20 protein-coding genes are annotated in these 21,639 nt (G+C 47.2%); 5 read left to right on the forward strand and 15 right to left on the reverse strand.

Annotated features, from left to right (window positions below):
* The first annotated feature begins 46 nt into the window (after positions 1-46).
* On the forward strand, positions 47-1,276 hold the full coding sequence (locus Q0K92_RS05935; protein WP_297324888.1) for a lipase: 1,230 nt from the start codon (positions 47-49) through the stop codon (positions 1,274-1,276).
* A gap of 8 nt (positions 1,277-1,284) precedes the next feature.
* Here Q0K92_RS05935 and Q0K92_RS05940 read toward each other — a convergent pair whose 3' ends face one another.
* From Q0K92_RS05940 to Q0K92_RS05980, 9 genes are all read right to left on the reverse strand, one after another.
* On the reverse strand, positions 1,285-2,220 hold the full coding sequence (locus Q0K92_RS05940) for an FAD:protein FMN transferase (protein ID WP_297324889.1): 936 nt from the start codon (positions 2,218-2,220) through the stop codon (positions 1,285-1,287).
* 21 nt (positions 2,221-2,241) lie between these two features.
* Positions 2,242-4,941, reverse strand: a complete 2,700-nt coding sequence (locus Q0K92_RS05945; RefSeq protein ID WP_297324890.1) for a DUF3570 domain-containing protein — start codon at positions 4,939-4,941, stop codon at positions 2,242-2,244.
* Between the two features lie 54 nt (positions 4,942-4,995).
* The gene (locus Q0K92_RS05950; protein WP_297324891.1) at positions 4,996-5,229 is read right to left on the reverse strand and encodes a DUF4266 domain-containing protein; all 234 of its coding nucleotides are present in this window, start codon (positions 5,227-5,229) and stop codon (positions 4,996-4,998) included.
* 31 nt (positions 5,230-5,260) lie between these two features.
* Positions 5,261-5,764: a TlpA disulfide reductase family protein gene (locus Q0K92_RS05955; RefSeq protein ID WP_297324892.1), complete on the reverse strand. Its 504-nt coding sequence runs from the start codon at positions 5,762-5,764 to the stop codon at positions 5,261-5,263.
* A 47-nt stretch (positions 5,765-5,811) separates the two neighbouring features.
* On the reverse strand, positions 5,812-6,285 hold the full coding sequence (locus Q0K92_RS05960; protein ID WP_297324893.1) for a hypothetical protein: 474 nt from the start codon (positions 6,283-6,285) through the stop codon (positions 5,812-5,814).
* Positions 6,286-6,492: 207 nt separating this feature from the next.
* Positions 6,493-7,101 carry a hypothetical protein gene (locus Q0K92_RS05965; protein WP_297324894.1) on the reverse strand — a complete coding sequence of 203 codons (609 nt, stop codon included), beginning with the start codon at positions 7,099-7,101 and terminating at the stop codon, positions 6,493-6,495.
* Between the two features lie 486 nt (positions 7,102-7,587).
* Positions 7,588-8,052: a hypothetical protein gene (locus Q0K92_RS05970; protein ID WP_297324895.1), complete on the reverse strand. Its 465-nt coding sequence runs from the start codon at positions 8,050-8,052 to the stop codon at positions 7,588-7,590.
* Positions 8,053-8,132: 80 nt separating this feature from the next.
* Positions 8,133-8,705 (reverse strand): HEAT repeat domain-containing protein, encoded by a 573-nt coding sequence (locus Q0K92_RS05975; protein WP_297324896.1) that lies wholly within the window; start codon positions 8,703-8,705, stop codon positions 8,133-8,135.
* A 96-nt stretch (positions 8,706-8,801) separates the two neighbouring features.
* A complete protein-coding gene (locus tag Q0K92_RS05980; protein WP_297324897.1) occupies positions 8,802-9,554 on the reverse strand; it encodes a hypothetical protein in 753 nt (250 codons plus the stop codon).
* 504 nt (positions 9,555-10,058) lie between these two features.
* Here Q0K92_RS05980 and Q0K92_RS05985 point away from each other — a divergent pair.
* Positions 10,059-11,369 (forward strand): amidohydrolase family protein, encoded by a 1,311-nt coding sequence (locus Q0K92_RS05985; protein ID WP_297324898.1) that lies wholly within the window; start codon positions 10,059-10,061, stop codon positions 11,367-11,369.
* A gap of 3 nt (positions 11,370-11,372) precedes the next feature.
* Complete coding sequence (locus Q0K92_RS05990; RefSeq protein ID WP_297324899.1) at positions 11,373-12,917, forward strand: fused MFS/spermidine synthase; 1,545 nt, start codon at positions 11,373-11,375, stop codon at positions 12,915-12,917.
* Positions 12,918-12,961: 44 nt separating this feature from the next.
* On the opposite strand, the gene Q0K92_RS05995 is transcribed toward Q0K92_RS05990, so the two are convergent.
* The 6 genes from Q0K92_RS05995 to Q0K92_RS06020 form a co-directional block, all read right to left on the reverse strand.
* The gene (locus Q0K92_RS05995; protein WP_297324900.1) at positions 12,962-13,573 is read right to left on the reverse strand and encodes a PqiC family protein; all 612 of its coding nucleotides are present in this window, start codon (positions 13,571-13,573) and stop codon (positions 12,962-12,964) included.
* Positions 13,570-15,201 (reverse strand): MlaD family protein, encoded by a 1,632-nt coding sequence (locus Q0K92_RS06000; RefSeq protein ID WP_297324901.1) that lies wholly within the window; start codon positions 15,199-15,201, stop codon positions 13,570-13,572. The genes Q0K92_RS05995 and Q0K92_RS06000 overlap by 4 nt, the downstream gene beginning before the upstream one ends.
* Positions 15,194-15,805, reverse strand: coding sequence for a paraquat-inducible protein A (locus Q0K92_RS06005; protein WP_366084126.1), 612 nt, complete (start codon positions 15,803-15,805; stop codon positions 15,194-15,196). Before Q0K92_RS06005 ends, Q0K92_RS06000 begins: the two co-directional genes overlap by 8 nt.
* A 20-nt stretch (positions 15,806-15,825) precedes the next feature.
* Positions 15,826-16,437, reverse strand: coding sequence for a paraquat-inducible protein A (locus Q0K92_RS06010; protein ID WP_297324903.1), 612 nt, complete (start codon positions 16,435-16,437; stop codon positions 15,826-15,828).
* A 177-nt stretch (positions 16,438-16,614) separates the two neighbouring features.
* Positions 16,615-18,291 (reverse strand): DNA repair protein RecN, encoded by a 1,677-nt coding sequence (gene recN, locus Q0K92_RS06015; RefSeq protein WP_297324904.1) that lies wholly within the window; start codon positions 18,289-18,291, stop codon positions 16,615-16,617.
* A 22-nt stretch (positions 18,292-18,313) separates the two neighbouring features.
* On the reverse strand, positions 18,314-19,186 hold the full coding sequence (locus Q0K92_RS06020) for an NAD kinase (RefSeq protein WP_297324905.1): 873 nt from the start codon (positions 19,184-19,186) through the stop codon (positions 18,314-18,316).
* 298 nt (positions 19,187-19,484) lie between these two features.
* Here Q0K92_RS06020 and hrcA point away from each other — a divergent pair, with 298 nt between their 5' ends.
* Positions 19,485-20,504 carry a heat-inducible transcriptional repressor HrcA gene (gene hrcA, locus Q0K92_RS06025; RefSeq protein WP_297324906.1) on the forward strand — a complete coding sequence of 340 codons (1,020 nt, stop codon included), beginning with the start codon at positions 19,485-19,487 and terminating at the stop codon, positions 20,502-20,504.
* Positions 20,505-20,520: 16 nt separating this feature from the next.
* Positions 20,521-21,606, forward strand: a complete 1,086-nt coding sequence (gene hemH, locus Q0K92_RS06030) for a ferrochelatase (protein WP_297324907.1) — start codon at positions 20,521-20,523, stop codon at positions 21,604-21,606.
* The last annotated feature ends 33 nt before the right edge of the window (positions 21,607-21,639 follow it).

Here is a 21,639-nt window from a genome sequence, read left to right on the forward strand (position 1 = left end):
CTATGATTATCTGTCTTGATTAAACTAACCCGCAGCTGATAATTTCATGAAAAACAAATGCCTGTCCTATGTCGGATTAATGAGCTTTGCCGCCCTGATGTCCGTTGCATCGTTAGCACGTGCGTTACCTGATGAGTGTTTGGATTTGACCGCACCGGTCACTTTTCTTGAAGCAAGCGGTTTGGTCTGCTTGCAAAAAATAGTCATCGCCGATGAAACCGATACTCAGCGCTATAAGGCATCATTGCAATGGCTAGGGGTAGACAATCCCAGCCGTTTTCAGTTGTTAAACGTAGAATTCGATGATGCCTCGGAGCGTGATAGTCCAATTTATTCAACGACTAGCGGATTACTCACTTTGCCCAAAGTGGATGTTCCTAAACTGTTTGGTACCGAGCGCTACGCCGTCAACCTGATCACGGTACCGAATATCGATGACCCGGCGACCATGTTATTTGAATTAGCCAAAGTCGACATATACAACAATCCGGATTATGTTCCCAACGAGACCTGGAAACCTTACGGCATGCTGTTTCCGGAAGAAAGACGTGCTGTCGACTTGTTGGGGCGGTCTATTCCCTATGCGCAGCTTGCCGATGCGATATATGATTTTGACAATGTCGCGGTTGGTTCGTGGGATTTAATCGTATCCAATGGAAAAAACTCCGGAATGGATGCAGGTGTTTATAAAAACCGCGATACTGATGAATTAGTTCTGGCATTTCGTGGTACTGAAACTTGTGATTTTCCTTGCTCGCTCAAAGAAACCGAAGATGTTGCCCGTGATGTCCTGGCTGATACGGCCATAGGCATCGGCACCGTCAGCGATCAATTTAAAGATGCATTTAATTTTGCGCAGGATATTGTCAATCGCTATCCTGGCAGCAAAATTACTGTCACAGGTCACTCATTAGGCGGCGGTCTTGCTCAAGCAGTGGGTGCAACGCTGGGGCTTGAAACTTTTGCATTTAATTCTTCACCGGTTCCCGATCATTTCTTCGATACTTATACCATTACACTCCCAAGCGAAGAGATCCAAGAATTAATTTATGTCATTGCCGACATACACGATCCGGTTTCCAACACCGATAAAACCGGAAAGCTGTATCTGGATTCCCATCATGTCACGCCGCTGATTCAATTTAATTTTGACTTGAAAGAAATCACACCCAATGAATCGGTAAAACTCAAAAACCTGAGGTTCGATCGGCATGGTATTATTGAACTCCATGATAATGCGCTGAATCTGATTAATATTTACCAAGCAGGCTGGTAGCGTGATATTCAAATCAACCGATAGGGTTTATGCGCTTCGTCATTCACAAGAGATCCGCCCATCTCGCCATGCACATTAACCCATACATGGGGTAAACCCAGCGCATCCAACCAATCAGCCCCTTGCTCTTCCTTGAGCATACCGATCGTCGATGCGCTGCCGGCAACCACACAAAAATCGCCGATGACACTCACTGCCGCCATATAATTGACGGGCCAGCCGGTTTTTGGGTTCAGCACATGCCCGTAACGCACACCATTCAATGTGATACAACGCTCATAATCGCCACTACTGGCAACAGCACCGGAATGCAGCAACAGCGTTGTCAGCAAACCCTCCGGTTGGCGTGGATGCCGTATCGCTATGCGCCATGGACTGCCGTCATCATGCGGTCCGATGATCTTGACATCCCCGCCCAGATTGACGATGCCATGACGGATTCCGGCGTTCCAGCATAGCGCTGCAGCGCGATCAACCGCATATTCTTTGACGACCCCGCCCAGATCGATCTGCATATCCGGCACGGTAAAAGTCAGCACAGGCCGTTGCCAGATCAGTTTATGCCAGCCGATTTTTTTGAGCAGCGCATGTATGGTTTCTTGTTCCGGTATGACACCCGATTTAAAATCCCATGCCTGGCGCAGAATCCCGGAAGTAATATCAAATAAGCCATCGCTTTGTTGGTAACACGTCGCTGCATAATCCAGCAATCCGGCAGTTTCATCATCAACAATGATCCGCCCTCCTCCTGCTGCAGTACGGTTTATTTCAGACAAGAAACTGTCGTCGCGATAGCGCGAATAACGTGTTTCCAGGCGATACACATCATCCATGGCAAGCTGGGCCGCACGTTTTCCCAGCGCTGAGTTTCCGGCATACAACTGGATCGAGCAAGGCGAACCCATCGCTTTAAAATCATAGTGATAATAATTGAGCTGTGGCACGATATTTTGCTAGCGCGGTACTTAAAACCGATAGCTCCAGGTTGCTGCGAGGGATCCCTTGCGATCCAATTGGAATCCGTTGAAATCGTTCCTGACGGGTTGTATCCATTCAAAACCGAAGCGATTACCGGCAAATCGGCCGCTTGGGATGATGGCATTCACGCCGAATCCAACGTCCCAGAATTGCCCGCCGTAATTTTGAGGAAAATCCATCGGACCGATACGTGCATTGAATGCATCAAAGTCGCGGTGTACCGCGCCTTGCAAGGTATACACACCACGCACCGAAGCGGTCAGCCACTGCGTCAAATCATAACCACCCCAGGTTGTCGCCTGAAACATATCGCCCAAGCGATAACCGGATTTGTTTTTTTCTTCCAGGCGTTTGGTACCACTGAGTTGCGCACCCCAGGACCAACGACTTTTTTCACCGGCATACGTCAGACTGGGCATGAAATCCCAGGTACCGCTACCCAATTGCATACCAAAATGGATCAATCCGCCGTCGGCCTGAGCCATACGACGCAATTCGATATCCACCTTGCCGGTCGGTGCGCTGAGTCCCAGATTCATGTGCACGCGATGCCCCGGAATGTTAATCAGTTTAATCAAGGATGAAAAATAGGTATCTCCAATAGCCCCGGTTTCATGACCAGCCACGCCGGTATGTTCATGCACACCCGGTGCAGCGGGCGGTGCTCCGGCCAATCTGCGCAGATTCATGTCCATGTCCATAAAAGTCGGCATCAGCATGACATTGAGCCACTTGGTCGGTGCATACATAATATCGAGCATATGCATGCGCATGTTCATGTAAGCAGGCGTAAACCGGCACGGCGTATCACTGCAACCTTGATCGACAACAACCTGGTCGCTGACTTGATGTGCGCCATGCATCATGGATCCAGTGGATTTGCCCAGCATAAACCGGTAGCCCATCATGAAATCGCCGGGTTTATCGAGCATATGGCCGAACATGATGCCCGCAGGGGGGATTTTATGATGGTGGTGCTCAGCAGCATGCGCATGTGATCCGGAAGATCCGCTGGAACCAACGATCGGCAGCGCAGTGGTCGGCTCAATATCAAACTTTATCGCCGCATTCGCCACATAGTAATCAAAATCAGCAAAACTGTTATTGCCGCTGCCGATCTGCATCGAGCTGGCACGGGTGTAGTATTCAAAACCGGCTTCCAACGCGACGCCTTTTCCGAGCATTTTACCCAATACCACGCCACCACTTAATGCACCAAAACCTGCCAGACGATGATCACTGGAAAAACTATCCGGTAATTTCCCTGCATCAAAGGATATCATTTTAGCGGTAACATTGACTGAGAACCCATCAACCGGGCTGCCATTTTGATCAACCAGATTAAATCGATCATCGCCAAAATACTGCTTATTAAGATTATTCTGATCAACCCAGACCTTCCGTCCGGAACCATCAACTTCTTGTTTACTGAAGGCTTGTTGAGAAAACAAATAAGGCCGGTAAAAGCTGGCGGCATCTTGCGAATAATAGCGAACGCGCGGCGTTAACGTCCATCCGCTGCCAATCTGTTGCACCCAGCTGGCATCAAAGGTGTGGGTATTGACGCCCCAATCATCCACCGACAATCGATAACCAAGGTGCATGGCCGCATTAAACGGGCTGATATATTGAATATATTTTGTGTTTAATGCAACCTGATTACGTATATCCGGCCGCTGCTCGATCAGTGCACGTACCTTCCCGGTAATTAAACTGGATTGCCCATTGTTCAATTCAGCCGGATCAATAAAGATGGCTGACATTGCTTTATAGGGATTTTCCATAAACCCATTACTATGCGTGTAACCAATATTGACATCTACCAATGCGTTCTTGGTCAACACCTGCGATACACCGACATTCGCTACCCAATCCTGCCGATTGCCTTGCAGGATTTCAGAACCACCGCGGCTGACAATTTGTGGCAAGTAAGCAGTCTTTGTAATATAAGGGGACGAATCATGATCCAAAATGGCGCCAACATCACTGTGCGTATAGCCGCCATTGAATTTAACACTGGTCAATTTCTGGTTAAAATCAAGACGCCCGCCAATGTTGCCAAAGCTGGATTTATAATCACGTTCCCGTGAAAAACCACCCGCCACATGAATGGCGGCTTCATTCCATTCATGACTCAAACCAAAAGTGGCTTGGCGGCGCGTTTCCGGCGAGGCTGATGACATCACCATCACTGATCGGGTATCAACGACTCCCAATGATTGTTTCGTGATGGGATCTCGTCCAATGGGATTTAAATCACGGTCTAACAGGACATTGCTTTGCAGCAGTGGAGAGGCGCCGACCACTACTCCATTATTGAAGTACGGACGATTACCGCCATCGGTGGCCAACGGCGTTATGGTAACGGGTGTCGCACCCGACCAGGTGTCCTGCGTATAACCAAAAGTGAACTTGGTGCGATCAGTCAGAGAAAAAATACCGCTGCCATGCAAAACGTCGGCGCTGATTGGTTTTAGGCTCGGAACGCCGTACAGATTACGTTCGCCTTCCTGGTAACGGCTATATTGGAAATTGATCCGATCTGTTCCCGCCGCGTGTCCTGGTGTTATCAATAGTCCAGGCAATACCAATGCAGCAGATGTCAATGCATGGAGTGTATTTCTTGATTTTACAGACGAGACTTCCAGATCATTCAATCGATGGCTGCCACCCTGGCGCTGCGGCATTCTATTCCGTTGCAAATTTCATTCACCTAGAAACAACGTTTAGCGGGGATTCGCTTAATAACAGCCACAACCACCGCCACCTGAAGAGGATTTATGGCTTGGTGCCGCTTCGCGGCTGCTGTAGTTATGCGATTGTAATTCACTTTGCAGCGGATGTGGATCCAATTCCATCTGAGGTTTTGCGAGATTACCCCGTTCCCATGGCGCGATGTTGACACACCCGGTTCCGCCAATACCCATTGCGAGTATTGATCCGAAGATTGTCAGATAGTATCGAATCTCTCGCATGCAGGGGGCAAGTACTCAAGAATCCCTATTGCTAGGGTTCCATCACCAATTGCGTAATCAATGCACGCAATTTTTCCGACTCATCCGGACGGAATCCTTGATGAATATGACGAATGTTGCCTTTCCGATCAATTAAATAAGAAGTCGGCATTGCCATCACTTCCAAGCCTTTGGCGCATTGTTTGCTCAGATCTGCAACAATCGAAAAATCAACTGGATTTTTAGCAAGAAATTCCTGAGCATCCGCAACTTTCTCATCCAGATTGATACCGATCACGTGCAAACCTTTATCCTTCAACTCATGATCCAGTTGATTTAAAAAAGAAAAAGACTTTACGCAAGGAGGGCACCAGGATGCCCAAAAATCCATATAGACAACTTTTCCTTTCAATTCTTGTAAATCATACGCAGGCTTACCATCTAATGTAGTCAATGCACACGAAGACGATGCCTGCTGCAGATGTTCTGCAAATAAATTTGTCGTAAACAAGAGCGACAAACTAATAATCAACAAGGATAGTTTTATTTTTTTCATCGCATATTACCTCAATGATCTTAAAACGTTATTGCACGAATAGATCATCATTCAAATTGATAAACAAGGATATCTGTATCAGTATGTGTAACCCCATCCGCCGCTTTGCAATGATAGGATACGGTAAACGATCTCGCGCCCGCAGCGGTTTTGTTCACCAGCAAAAGATAGTTACCATTTCCGCCTGCCACCCTGACAGAAGGACTAGGCTCCGCATCTCCTGAGATAGGATCAGTTGTGCTGATTGCATGATTAAAATTATTACCGATGTGTATGATTTGCAAATTAACCAATAAATTGTCCTGCGGTAGTGAAGTATCTGTGATGCTCGCTTCCAGGAAACTCGTCGGAATGCTGCCACTATTAGTACAAGTAACCAATGCAAAACCGGTAAAACCGGCAACAGTACCGTTGGGATCCATGGTAGCGCCCGCATCGTGCGCACTACTCGCACATGTATAACCAATTGCGGCTACAAAAAGAACGACGTTCGATAGTTTACCAAATGATATAGATAGCATGATCGTATTCCTTATATCGAGATCAGTTTAATAAGTGGCATTATATTATATGAATGTAGCACTTTCATAATTGAAGCCGTATTCATCGATCTGCCATGTACATGTATTCATATCTATCACCCCCCTTAGGTTCTTAAAAAAAACCTCGCTCCGAGAAGGAGGGAGAGCGAGGTTTCATAACAGCAACCTATATTAAATATTCAATCATTACTGTGGCCAGACTTGATTGCCATCCAGTTTAATCGGCATATCCCGATTGATTTGCGCGGCTGAAGGTTTAACTTCAACTGCCACTCCAGTAGCACCGCAAGATGCCGGCAGAGCGCTGGTACGAGTAATGGTCAGTGATGCTGCACCATCTTCGCCGACACGATCATAAGGCGTGCCCAGTCCTGCGAGAGTCCACCGATTGATTGTTTCATCGCTAAATCCGGAAACGGGCGTGATTTCACAAATATCGACAATCGATACATGGAATTTCACACTGGCGGCACAGGATTCCGGTTCAATAATTGCTGCACTGGTTCTGAATGGAATAAAGCCACTCATGTCATGCGGCAGGGAATCACCACCACCGGCCCAGAACCCCACAACATTGTCACTAGCATCCAGTTTCTCGCCTTGAAAGGTAAAAACAGCCTTGCTATAGACTTTCTGATTCAGATTTCCCCAATTTTGTACAAAGTCCGTCAATGCACCCGCATGCGGTTGACCATCCACTGTAATAGTTGAATCCACACCATCCGGAAACACCACACTGGTACCTATGGCGTTACGTTCCCCGCAACCGTGACCAATCACAACGTTATTAGACACTCGGATACCTTCAGAGATTGAGGGTGTTTCTAGCACTGTATGGGCAAAAACATTATGTCCAATCATTGTTATTGTCGCAGCAATCATTGAAACCGTGATTAATTTTACTTTATGATTTGTATGCATCTTTATACTCTTTATCTTCCAATAATTTATTAATATTTCCTGCATGGAATATCTTGTAATTTTTAATTGCACTCAAGCATTTAAGTACTTTTCCATCAATTCACATACATGATGCATGTTCGTAAATCGTAAACTGAGATTTTCCATGAGAGTCCTTCACTACAAATTGAATTCTTTCTGATCAATCTATTAGTGGCTTGATTATCTGACCGCAGCATAAAATTATCAATGTGACAAAATGTCGCACCTATTGTTGACGCCATTTTCAAGCCAAGAAAAGTAAAAAAATGATTTTAAGCAGATGAAATGAATTCCCCAATGCCTTTTTCACAAGGCAAAGGGAATTATTCGCAGTAAGGATTATTGCTGCTGTCTGGAGGTAATACTTGTGCCAGTATGTACATTACCCGCAGTCTTGCAGTGATAGATCACATCGTAACTGTCGGTTCCCGCAGCAGCATGTTTAACGAATAGATAATAAGTACCGGCTCCTTGGGTGACTTTAATCAAAGGGCTATAACCGGTATCACTGTCTGTAGTATCCAGACTTGATTGCGCACACTTATTAGTCGTGCAAGCCGTCCCTTTATAGATCAAAATATTCACTTTGGATGTGTTGGCCGTCATATCCTTGACCTGCGCTTCAAGATAGGAAGGCGCACCGTTACCGTCGTCAAAGCAAGTGACTTGATAAAAATCAACACCGGCAGCTAATCCCGTGGTGAAACTACCACTTTGATTATCTGCCAATACTGTACCTGTCTGACTCATGATCAGCCCGCCAAAAACTGCCATCGCAACCTGCTTCAAAATTGAGAATTTCATCATATATTCCTTCAAATTAGTAAACTCGACAATGAATGATTTGCCATTGTCTGTTCAAACAATACTAAAACACGATACGATCAGTGACTCTTGTAAGATTCAAGCTTCATCGCAGCCAGTTCTCTGACGGCTTGCTCGTCGTCATTGAGTGCTTGTTCAAGCAAATTGACGCTTTTTTCATCAATTCCCAAGCTATCTATCGCCATCAGGCGCACCGACAGTTCGCTGTCATTGAGTGCTTGCTCCAGTAAAATAGGAAAATCCGCACACATCTGTTGTGCAATGGCATACACAGCCTGTCCTCTGACATTGGAATCTTTATCCAAAATGGCTTTTTGCAGGATTTTTTGCACAACTCCGGCATCAATCGGACCTTTCTCAGCCAATTGCGACAAGGCGCTGATCCGTTGTTCGGGATTACTCGATGCAGCCAAACTCACTATCTTTTCGGTGAATGCCAAATCAGGTTGGCGTTGATCATCACTGTCATCAGCAAAACAACTCACCTGAAAAGACTCCAGGCTGTTAAATACCAACTTGGTATCCGAATTACCAATGCTGTCTGCCCGAGCAGTATGGATCCTCATGACAGCCCAGGAAAAAATCATGAGCAGTATGAGCACACCGATCTTTGCGTTTTGGAATTGCAACATAATTACGCACTCCTCATAAATGAAGAAGATGAACAAGAGCTCCCGTTCTTGCCCACCCTCTAGTAAAAAACTTGCTATATGCTTGACTTGTTACGCTTAAGGTTTCGGCCAGATTTGCTTGCCTTTTGTACTCACAATCGGCATATCACGATTCAATTGCGCAGCCGATGGAATCACTTCAATGTCCAAGCCATCGCCACACGCCGCATCCATTGGGTTATTTACCAGATCACGCGTTACTGTCAAGGTGGCAGGAGAATTGAAGCCGTGCAGTCCGGGGCCGTCATAATCCGAGCCCACTGCCGGTGTCCAGAGATTGACGATGCCTTCAGCAAAACCTGTCTTATTCGTAATCTTGCAAATATCCGCAATACCTAAAGACACTTTCACGCTCCTGGCACAAGAGGTGGGTTCAATCGACATTGCACCCGCTCTGAATGGAACATAGGTGGTGTAATAGTCAGGACTTTTTCCATCCCTTGCATAAAATCCAACTGTATTACCGTTGGCGTCATGCTTTTCATCTTCATCCTTGAAGACGCTGTGATTGAGTATTTTTTGATACAGATTGCCATAGTTGGTTACATAGACATCGATGGTGTCGGCAGTCTGGGTACCGTTTACTTTCACAATGGAATCCACGCCATCCGGAAATACTACCGAGTGAGCAATGACATTCGTTCCGTCTCCGCACGCATGTCCAATGACAACATTGTTGGAAATCCTCAGGTTTTCAGCGACCGTTGGTATTTCCAGGCGGGTATGCGAAAATGCGCTGTGTGAGATGCCCATTAGCAAGGCAATTGCCAATGCACCATGGGTGGAAAACTTTAATTTTTTAATTAACATGTTAGAAGAACCCCTTTTTAACTTTTTAATTGAATTATTTTTGTAATGCTCACTAAAGGCTACTTTTTGAGGTGACGCTCAAAAAGTAGTCTGAAATCCACTCCATTCTTTTTCCATATCCCCGGCAAAGCCTGATTGCCAACATATTTCTCAAGAAACAGGAATTTCTTTCAGCGCGAATCATATTTTTCGATTCACTAAAAAACAATGCGGCAAAATGCCGCATCCCTTCACTGGCATATCGCAAATCACAATACGCGCCGCATAACCCATTATTTAATTAACAATTAATCGTTCTTCGTTCAAATTATGGAATGCTATTTTTGCTGCTGCTGCGACAATTTGCCGCATTATCAACACTAGATTTCTTGCATACAATCCAAAACCATCAAGTAAAGCAGTAGAGCCATCGATATTTTTCGCAGATCAGATACCACCTCCTCCAGCTTGCTTCTTTCTGTAAAACATCTAATAAAAAACGAACATCTATTTTCAGGAACAAAAATGACACATATGCGCTTTATATTTCAGAAAAAAATGCAGCTAATGCTATTAGTTATGGCACTCGCACAAGGATTTAGCCTGAACAGTTTTGCTCAGAACGATGCTGGTTCCGGATCCAAGAGCAATCATTGCCATGTATTAATTGCCGAACGGATTTTTGATGGCTTCAATTTGCTTGAAAATGCTGCGGTTTTGTTTAAAGGCAACAGAATTGCTCAGGTAGGCGATCACCATCAATTCGATGGGATATGCAACAACATCATCGACTTGGGTGATGCGACTATCCTTCCCGGTTTTATTGAATCACACGCGCATTTAGCCATTCAAAACATTCCACATGAAAAAGTATTAAGACACGGCATCACGACAGCCAGAGACACCGGCGGTCCACTGCTAAAACCAATGGGCGGTAACGGTACCTTGCGCGTATTGAGTGCCGGGCCTATCATCCAAGCAATTGACGGTTATCCACTGAATGTCTTTGGCCATGACGAAAACAATCATCAGGGTAAATATGATGCGGTAGGCATTGCAGTTGCAACCGTTGAAGACGCTGAAACAGTCGTCAAAGACTTGGTCGCAGGGGGCTCAACGATTATCAAAATTGCGCTGGAGCCAGGCGGAGAAACCGGCGCACCATGGATGTCCACTCATGGTCACGGTGCCCCCCCCAAAACCCCCTGGCCACTACTTTCGCTGGATATCGTCAAGGCGATCGTTGCCACAGCACATTCATTGAACAAGAAGGTGGCGGCGCATGTAGGGGAAAATACTGGTGTTGAGCTGGCGCTGGATGGTGGCGTAGATGAATGGGCGCATATTCCTTGCGCGGAAATCCGTGAAGATCTGTTGCATCGCGCGGTCGCTCAAAACGTAGCTTTTGTGACCACCATTGATACGCTCTCCACTTGTACAGGCATTCATGCGAATACGCATAAGCTCGCGCATATCATAGCCCATGCTCCGGAAACAAAATCCAAGTTTATTTATGGATCTGAAATTGGCCATGACAATGTGCCCTGGGGGATCAATGGAGAGGAGATGAGTCTGATGTTGCATTTAACCAGCGGTGAATCCACTGATTCTACAGACGTGCTGAATGTATTGAAGGCAGCTACATCCGAAGCAGGTAAAAACTTGGGCAAACCGCTATTGGGAACATTGTTGCACGATGCACCGGCCGACATTATCGCCGTGCGCGGCAATCCGTTTATGCGATTTAAATTACTGGAATATCCCGACTTGGTCATCTCGGGCGGTCAAATTGTTGTCAATGAATTCAAGAAAAATAAAGAAAATCATTCGAGGTAACGCATGAATCAACCATCTTCAAATATTCTGGGAAAAACCTGGCTTTACTGCACCGTATTTCTGACCGGTGCAGCGGTCATGGTGATCGAACTGCTGGGTACACGCCTGATTGCACCCTTTTATGGCGCCAGCCTTTATGTCTGGACCTCACTCATCGCCGTCACATTAATCGCTTTGGCATTAGGTTACTATGTGGGCGGCATCTGGGCGGACCGGTCGCGGTCAGGACTTGCATTCATCATTGCAGCCGCCGGATTATTAACACTGATTATTCCTTGGTTAACCGAACCTGTGTTACTGGCAACCGATCCCTTCGGCTTGCGCCTGGGAAGTTTTATCAGTACCTTGATCCTATTTTCCCCCAGCTTGATGATGCTGGGCATGGTCGGGCCTTTCGCGGTGAAGTTATCCACGTCGGCTTTGGCCAATGTGGGCGCCAGTACCGGCTCCATCTACGCGGTCAGTACGGTAGGCAGCGTGATCGGAACCCTATTCCTCGGTTTTTATCTCTTTCCACTGGTCGGGTCGCGTGAAATTTTCATCGGCTTGGGAATTGCGCTGCTGGTATTGGCCGTGATCGTCGCCATTATTGAGCGTAATTATTTAAAATCCGTGATGGTCATGGCACCAACCGCTTTATTGGTGATCGTCAGTGCGGGTTTATATCCGCAAATCGCTAATTCAGGCAAAGCCGAATCGAGCGATGCCTTGCAAACCCGCTTTGAACGCGAAAGCCTGTACGGTTGGGTTCGGGTGATTGACAAGCCCAAAGAAAATATTCGCCTGCTTACCGCAGATGCTTCCACAATTGGTGCAGCCAGCATCAGCCACGGTGAGAATCTGTTGACGTATCAAAAAATTGTGACCCGGATCCCTGCACTGGTACCCAATCTGAATAATGCCTTACTGATCGGCCAGGGCGCCGGGCATATGGCGATGGCGCTGAAAGATTATGGCATCGTGACGGATACGCTGGAAATAGATCCGGCGGTTGCGGAAGCGGCCAGCAATCACTTTGGATTTACGCCCACAGGTCGAACCATTATCGGCGATGCGCGTTATGAAATCCGTCAGCTTAAAGGCCCTTATGATTTGATCATCTTGGATGTATTTACCGGCGGCTCGGAACCCACGCACCTGTTGACGGTTGAGTTTCTGGCTCAATTGCGGCAATTACTTGCCGACCAAGGCATACTCGCACTGAATTTTGTGTCCTTTCTGGAAAATGGCCAGAATGCAGCACTGGCCTCTGTTGCCAAAACACTGGCGCAAGTTTTCCCGCACCAGCAAGTATTCATTTCCGATCCGGGTACGGATTTTAATGATTTTATTTTTCTTGCCACCAATCACACGATCAATCTGGACGATGCGGCGCTGCCCAGTACACATCGCGCCTGGTTAAAGCAGCGACACTTGAATATTGATCAATCCCGGGGCGTGGTGCTAACGGATAATCTGAGTCAGCTGGAACGCCTGCAAATGCGTAAATCCGAGCATTATCGGCGCATGATCGTTGATTCTCTGGGAACCCGTCACTTTGTCCGTTAATGGATGCAAGTTTGAACCGCCCCGGGATTTCCGGAACATATGAATTAATTGCGCTGGATTTTCCGAAATGCAGCAGCGATTTCACGGCTTAATTTCTCTACAGCCTGACTTTGAGCTGACACCAGGGACTCATAATCGCGCGAGTCCACGGCTTCTCGTATCACTGATTTTTTGACTACCACGCGTTCTTTATGCGCTTGGGTGATGATCATCCAATCGACATCAAGGACGACTTGCCCGCCCAGATCGCCATCGAATCGTTTAACGTCGATCGCAACACGGTAATCGATAGTAAACGGCACATTTTGTCGTGGCAGAAAAATACGCTGAGTATCCAGGAGGATGGACAGGTTTTCGCCAAGCACCCTTACAAAATCAGCTTCCAGCGATCCACCCCAGCGTCGGAATTCATGAATTGCTAACGTATACGCCGTAGGCCGGGTAACGATTTGCGGGCGATCCAGATAGGATGGAAACGAAACGAGGTTCAGCGAAATAGTGGTATCACCGCCGTGATAAGCGGCTTGAGGCGTCGGATCTACTGCCTGCATGGCACTTAACGTATAAAATGTGTAAGTAGGCGTAGTTGCGCATCCGGCTATCAATATCGCCACCAAGACGGTTAGACAATGAAATACACGGGATATCGGTATCATTGATTTTCTCGCTTACCGTGAATGAGTGCCTCGGGATGTCGCTCCAGATAATCGGCCATCATGCGAATAGAGCGGGCAGCTTTTGACAACTCATCGAGCACATCTTGCAGATCATGTTGCGTGGACGATTCGCTTTGAATTGTTTGCTCCATGGTAGCAAGCGTCTTCCGGGTCTGATCCAATGTTGCGGTGATCGCCGGTGTAACGAAAGTATTCAGCGTTTGAACCAATCGTTCCGTTTCCTGCATGGTCGACGTCAGCGTAATGACTGATTCCTGAAACTGGCTGCCAATTTTCTCCAATGGGAGCTTCTTCAGTTTTTTGACCAGGCTGGCAAGCGTGGTGCTGATTTCCTCAAAAGGTGTTGGCGTGGTGGGAAACACAGGCGGTGCTTTTTCCCAATTAATGCTTGCGGTAGGCGCATCAGTAATAAAATCCAGATCGACAAACAACTGACCTGTCATATAATTTCCGGTTTTCAACTGGGCACGCATCCCTCGGTTGACGAAGTCATTCATAACTCTTTTGTGGTGGTCGCGTATAAATTCGATCTGGTTGGGTACGCCTTTGAATATCATACGCTCAGGTATAAATTCTATCGTTACTGGAATCATGATGTCGTTTGATTGCGCATTGAATTCCATATTGATACCAATCACTTCCCCGACCTTAATTCCTCTGAATTCTACCGGTGCACCCAAACTTAGGCCGCGCACCGAACCGGAAAAATGCAATACATATTCAATCTGAAATGCATGACTTTCCCGCATGGTAGCTTCACGGTTTTTGAACAGAACAAATTCATAGTCCTTGGCAACAGGTTCTGCCTCACCCAGTTTTTTTGGCGTTTCAAAAGCGATGCCACCCATCATGACAGTGACCAATGATTCAGTACTGATATGGACACCATTGGCATCTAAAGACATTTCCAGGCCGCTCGCATTCCAAAAACGGGTACTGGAATTGACCTGTTTGTCATGAGGTGAATGGATGAATACATCAATCTCCACCGATTGACCATCCACAGCGAATCGATAGCCGATTACCTGACCTACTTTGATCATACGGTAATATATCGGCGATCCGACATCCAGAGAACTCAGGTTATCGGCACGAAGAAAAAAATGACTGCCAGGCGCATAATCCGTCAACGCCGGTGGAGTTTCCAGTCCGACGAAATGCTTCGCATCATCACCTTCTTTGCCGGGATCTATACCGATATAAGCGCCGGATAATAGCGTACTCAGTCCGGAAACCTCGCCCGCCGCAATGCGTGCGCGAACTACCCAAAACCGCGTACTTTCTGTCAAATAATGTTTGGCGTCCCTAACCAATTCAGCAGTGACAATAACGTGCGACAGATCATCGCTCAGTTCAATTGACTGGATCTGGCCAATTTCGACGTTTTTGTATTTGATCTTGGTTTTACCCGCTTCCAGTCCTTCTGCGGTTTTGAAGCTTATCGTGATAGTGGGGCCAGTTTCAGACCACGTTTTATAAGCCAGCCATGCACCGACAAGTAGTGCCACCAGTGGAATCAGCCAAACGATGGATATTCCGTTGCGGGTTTCCAAGCTCGCTGCCGGCAGGTCGTTGATCTGTTTTTCATTTAAGCTTTGCTCATTCATTATTTTTCTCTGCATTATCCCAGATCAGCCTGGGATCGAATGACATGGCCGCCAGCATCGTCAGTACTACAACCGCCCCAAAAGCTACAGCGCCGCTGCCCGCATCGATATCAGCCAATCCTTGAATTTTGACCAAAGCCACCATCAATGTCACCACATAGATATCAACCATGGACCAGCGCCCCATGATTTCCGCCAAACGGTATAGCCATGCCCGTTCCCGGGGGCGCCACGAAGAACGCACTTGAACGGAAATCGCCAGATAAGTGAGAATAACCAACTTCAGTGCAGGTACAAAAACGCTGGCTATAAATATTATCAGGGCCAGTAGCCACGAACCTGTAACCAGAAGATAGTTAACACCGCTTAAAATCGTATTCGACTGGATCGATCCCAGGTTGGTCGTTGTCATAATTGGCAATACATTGGCCGGGATATACAAAACGTAGGCGGCAAGCAAATAGGCCCACGTCCGTGGCAGACTATCGGGTTTGCGTAAATGCAAGGATGTACCGCAACGGTGGCAACAAACATGTGCCTCGGCCACTTTATGCAACAGGCCGCAGCTGTGGCAGTTTATCAGACCGGCAGCGGCTGCAGTAATCCAGGCGTTAGTTTGATCGTTCATTGGCTAGCTCCCAGCTTTTCCCATACCAGATCCGGGTCGAGGCTGGATGTGGTCGCTGCCAATACAAAAATAAGAATGCCAAAGGACCACAGGGCAACGCCAGGAATAATCGTCGCCATGGCAGCCAACTTGACCACGGAAACCAGAATACCGAGCATGAAGACTTCCATCATGCTCCAAGGCCTAAGCGCTGATGTAAAGCGAAATACTTCAGCCGTATAGGGCGCAATGCGATTGAACTTTAATGGTAAAAATACATAGAGCAACGTGACAAGCAAGGTAAAAGGCGCGAGGATGGTGGTAGTGAATACGAGACCTGCAAGCAGGTGCATGTCCTGATCAAGCAGTTCCCGGACTCCAGAAAGCAAAATAGTTTCTGTGCTTTGCCTTTCAAATTGAAAGCCGATAATCGGAAAGGCATTGGAGATCACAAATAAAATCAATCCGGTAATCGTATATGCCAGAGTCAAATCCAGGCTGTGTCGTTTATGTTTAAGTAGTACAGCAGCGCAGCGAGGACATTTCACCACGCCCTCCTCGAACGAATGATCCACGCGCAACAGTAAATCGCACTCATGACAGGCCATTAACGAAACGCAACCAGTCATCCGTATTTCTCCTCCTAAATTCGCTAATTTACCACGTAAAACAAGTACGCAAATCTGAGTACTCTCAATGGATGGTTGTTGATTCAATGGGTACCAACCATTTTATCCGGTAACAGGTTGCTGAAAAATTATCTGCGTTGTCTCGAATGCGTTTTTCAACCACCGGTAGTTGAATCGCTAATCGCCAGCACCACCTTGCAACATCTCCGCAGCATGCTGACGTGTTGTTTCGGTGATGTTGATCCCGCCCAACATACGCGCGATTTCTTCGATACGCTCCTGCTGGTTCAGAATGGTGATTTTGCTCAGAACCTGCTGATTTTCTGCGTTGCCAGCTAACTTAACAACTTGCCATTGTTGATCTCCGGTCGCTGCCACTTGCGGCAGGTGCGTAATACACAATACCTGCCGTTCTTTCCCCAACTGTTTCAACAAATGGCCAACAATCTCCGCAACCTGCCCACCAATCCCGACATCGACCTCATCAAATATTAATGTGGGTACCGCGCCGACTTTACTGGTAATCACTTGGATAGCCAGACTGATACGCGACAATTCACCGCCCGAGGCCACTTTCGCCAGAGGCCGCAATGGCAATCCCTGGTGAGCTGCAACCTGGAATTCAATCTGCTCCAGACCATTGGCGTTTCCCTGTTCCATGGGTATCAATGCCACTGAAAATTCACTGCCGGCCATGGCAATGGTTTGCATCGCAGCACTCACTTGGCGGGATAATGCTTTGCTGCCTTTTTGGCGTATCGCGCTCAGTGCTTGCGCTTGTTTGAGGTATTCAGCTTGTGCGGCCGCTTCGAGCGCTTGTAAGTGACTGATATTTGAGTCCGAACCGAGTGCTTCCAATTGCTGCGTAATGGCATCGAGCAATGGCGGTAATGCTTCAGGTGCCGTACGAAATTTTCTCGCCAGCGTATGGATTGCTGACAAGCGTTGTTCGATATCCTGTAATGCCTGCGGATCCAGATCCAGACTCTGGCGATAATGCTTCAGTTCATAAACGCTTTCCTGCAGCTGGATGTGCGCTGAATCCAGCAAATCGGTAATGGGCTTAAGCTGATTGTCGTACTCGAGAAGATTGCGCAATTGGCTATTGATTGCATTGAGTTGCGTCAGTACTGACGATTCGCTTTCAGATAACGCCTCAATCCCTGTTTCAGCCGCCGCCAATAGCGTGGCGACATGCGATAACCGGCTATGATCAATCTGTAGTGCGTGCCATTCTTCCGGCGTAATATTGAATGCTGATAATTCATGCAATTGCCATTCAAGCTGGTCACGCTTGTCACGCGATTCCACCGCACGCTGTTCCATGGCAATTCTTTGCTGATAACAGTCCTGCCAATTCTGATAAGCCGCCCTGACCGCATGCGCCAAATCATCGCAACCGGAAAAAGCATCCAATAATTCACGCTGCGCGTCTTTCTGCAACAGGGATTGATGGGCATGTTGACTGTGAATGGCTACCAGGTATTCACCTGCGGCACGTAACTGTTGTAACGTCACCGTATGCCCATTGATATAACCGCGCGAACGCCCATTGGTTTCAATAATGCGGCGCAGTAAACAGGTATCCGCATCGCCGTGCAAATCGTTTTCGTTCAACCACTGCGACAACTCCGGCGAGCGACTGATGTCAAATGTCACATTGATTTCAGCACGCTCACAACCGAGCCGTATCTGGCTGGCATCACCGCGTTCCCCCAGGGCGAGCGTCAGCGCATCAATCAGAATGGATTTACCTGCTCCGGTTTCTCCGGTCAATACCGTGAAACCGGGCATCACATCCAGTTCGATCCGATCAACAATAACGAAATCTTTGATGCTCAGGTGCGTTAGCATAATTGCGCATTGTGCGGACACATCAGGGAAATTCGCTCCAACCCAATTTTTCCCGCAACATGCGGTAATAACTGTGATTGACTGAATGTAACAACCGCACGGTTTTTGGGAAACGCCGCACAACGATGCTATCCGTCTGTTCCAGATCAAAACAGGAATGACTGTCACAGTTGATGCGCACATTGACAGCACTTTGCATCTGGATTTGTACACTGGCATCCGGTCCGATGACAATCGGGCGATTGCTCAGCGTGTGGGGACAAACCGGTACCAATGCAATCAGATCCAAGCTGGGATGCAGAATGGGACCACCGGATGATAATGCGTAAGCCGTTGATCCGGTGGGTGTCGCCACGATCAAACCATCGGAGCGCAGGGTATTCACATACTCGTTGTCAACTTTCACTTCAAATTCGATCATGCCACTGCTCATGCCCCGATACAGCACCACATCGTTAAATGCCAAGCTGCCAAACGCACTACTGCCGTTACGAATCACTTCGGCATACAGCAACATGCGACGCTCGGTGGTATATTGCCCCGCCAGCATTTCATCAAGCGTTTCAAACATGGTATCCGCGGACAGATCCGTGAGAAAACCCAGCCTTCCCTGATTAATGCCAATTAAGGGCACATCATAGGAAACCAGCATGCGCGCAATATTCAACATCGTGCCATCGCCCCCCATGACAACCGCGAGATCAGCTTGCTCACCAATTTCTTCCAGTGACAGCACGGGATATTTATCGCTACACACATGAGATGCCGTGAGATGATCCAGCAGAACTTTATAATTCTTTTTGATCAAATACTCAGCAAGATTGAGCAGCGGTATCGCAATTTCCGGATTTTTATGTTTACCAATCAGTGCAATTGTTGTAAATGGAGAACTCATTACTTAAAAGTATTGTCAATGAAATGATTGTGTTAGATGAAAATCAAATATAAACGCTAAAATTGCCACTAAAAAATGCACTCAGTTAACGATCAATCTGTGTAGGATGTAAAATAGCTTCATCGCGTATGCCCAGCCACAAATTAAACCAAGAAAAATAACCAAACATACAATGCAGCTTAAGCGATTAAAGATAGGCACTAATAGCCTGCTAATACTTGGAAAGTTTAGCATATATAAGGCACAATCACTGCTTACTACGCAATATGAAAACTATCGGTTGGTGTAGAATTACCCTATGTTAAATGAACGCGCCCAAATATTATTAAAAACTCTGGTAGAGCGATATATCCACGAAGGTCAGCCCGTTGGTTCCCGCACCCTGTCAAAATTTTCCGGATTAGATCTCAGCCCTGCAACTATCCGCAATGTCATGGCCGATCTTGAAGAAATGGGACTGGTCATCAGTCCGCATACTTCTGCAGGGAGAATCCCGACACCCAAAGGCTACCGCTTGTTTGTCGATACCTTACTGGTGGTCAAAACCCTGGATAAGGTCGAACTCAATCATCTGGAAAACCAATTACATCCTGACAATCCCTCCCGCCTAATCAATGCCGCATCCCAGCTGCTTTCAGAGCTGACTCACTTTGCCGGTGTCGTGATCACGCCTAAACGTAAAGGTGCGGTGTTTCGGTATGTCGAGTTTATGGCATTGTCAGAAAAACGCATTTTGCTGATTATCGTCACACCTGAAGGCGATGTGCAAAATCGCATTATCTTTACGGATAAACCTTATAGCCAATCCGATTTGATCGAAGCCGGAAATTTTATCAATCAACACTATGCAGGCTGCACCCTGGATGAAATTCGCAGCCGCCTGGATGGCGAGTTAAAGCAACTGCGTAGCGAAATGATCAGCCTGATGAGTGCGGCGATCGAGGTGGGTGGTAACGCAGTCAATGAAAGCAGTGAAGCCGTGGTTTTGGCCGGCGAGCGAAATCTCCTGCAAGTTCATGATCTGGCGGAAAACTTGATCAGTCTAAAAGAGTTATTTGAATTGTTTGAGCGTAAAACCAAATTATTGCAATTACTCGAATTAAGCCGGCAAGCCCATGGCGTCAAGATTTTTATTGGCGGCGAAGCGGATGTGGCATCGCTGGAAGAATTCAGTGTAGTGACGGCACCTTACGAAATCGAAGGGGAAATCGTCGGCACCGTCGGCGTCATCGGCCCCAGACGTATGGCTTATGAACGTATTATCCCGATTGTCGACATTACCGCCAAGCTTCTATCCAGCGGCCTATCACAGCATTAATGCAGCTAAATAATCTATGACCTCCAAATCAATCTATCAACACGGCTCACCCAATCGCACCGGTGTACTACTCATTAATCTGGGGACGCCTGATGCACCCACTGCACAGGCATTACGTCCATATCTCAAGGAATTTCTCAGTAATCCCCGAGTGATTGAGATACCCAAGTTGATTTGGTGGCCCATCCTGCACGGTTTTATACTGCCCTTCAGGCCCAAAGCATCGGCCGAGAAATACGCAAAAATCTGGATGCCGGAAGGTTCTCCGCTCAAAGTCCATACTGAGCGGCAAACCAAGCTGTTGCGCGATGAATTACACCGGCGGTTACAAAATCCGCCCATTGTGGAATACGCCATGAACATCGGCAAACCTTCTGTCGCCACTGTGCTGTCGAAAATGCAGGAGCAGGGTTGCGAACGCATTCTGATCATTCCCCTTTTCCCTCAATATGCAGCCAGCAGCACCGCCGCTGCGATGGATAATGTGTTTACAGTATTAAGCCACATGCGCAATTTGCCCGCTATTCGCACCGTCAAACAGTATCACGACCATCCCGGCTATATTGCGGCATTGGCACAGAATGTTCGCGATTATTGGGAGGTGAATGGCCGACCTGACAAGCTGATCATCAGTTTTCACGGCACCCCGCGCGCAAGTCTGGATAAAGGTGATCCGTATCATTGTGCATGCCAGAAAACCGGGCGGTTACTGGCTGAAGCCTTGGCGCTAGATACAAACCAATATTCAGTCTGCTTTCAATCGCGCTTTGGCAAAGCCAAATGGTTGACTCCATACACCGCAACCACCGTCATGCAGTTGGGAAAAGAACAGACACAACGTGTGGATGTGGTATGCCCGGGATTTGTATCCGACTGCCTGGAAACACTGGAAGAAATTGCCATGGAAGTAAAAGATACATTTACCCAAGCCGGCGGCAAGGAATTTCATTACATTCCTTGCCTGAATGAACGTGGCGATTGGATTCAAGCGCTGGCAGATATTGCTTGCACTCATTTGCAGGGATGGCTTGAAACACCAGTCACAGAAGAAGCGGCCAAGCTATCCCGAAAACTGGCGTTAGAATTGGGCGCCAGCAACTGAAATTCGAGTCTTTAAGAATTGCAAGTTATTGAT

It is taken from the genome of Nitrosomonas sp. (genome assembly GCF_024282095.1).
Classification (GTDB): Bacteria; Pseudomonadota; Gammaproteobacteria; order Burkholderiales; family Nitrosomonadaceae; genus Nitrosomonas.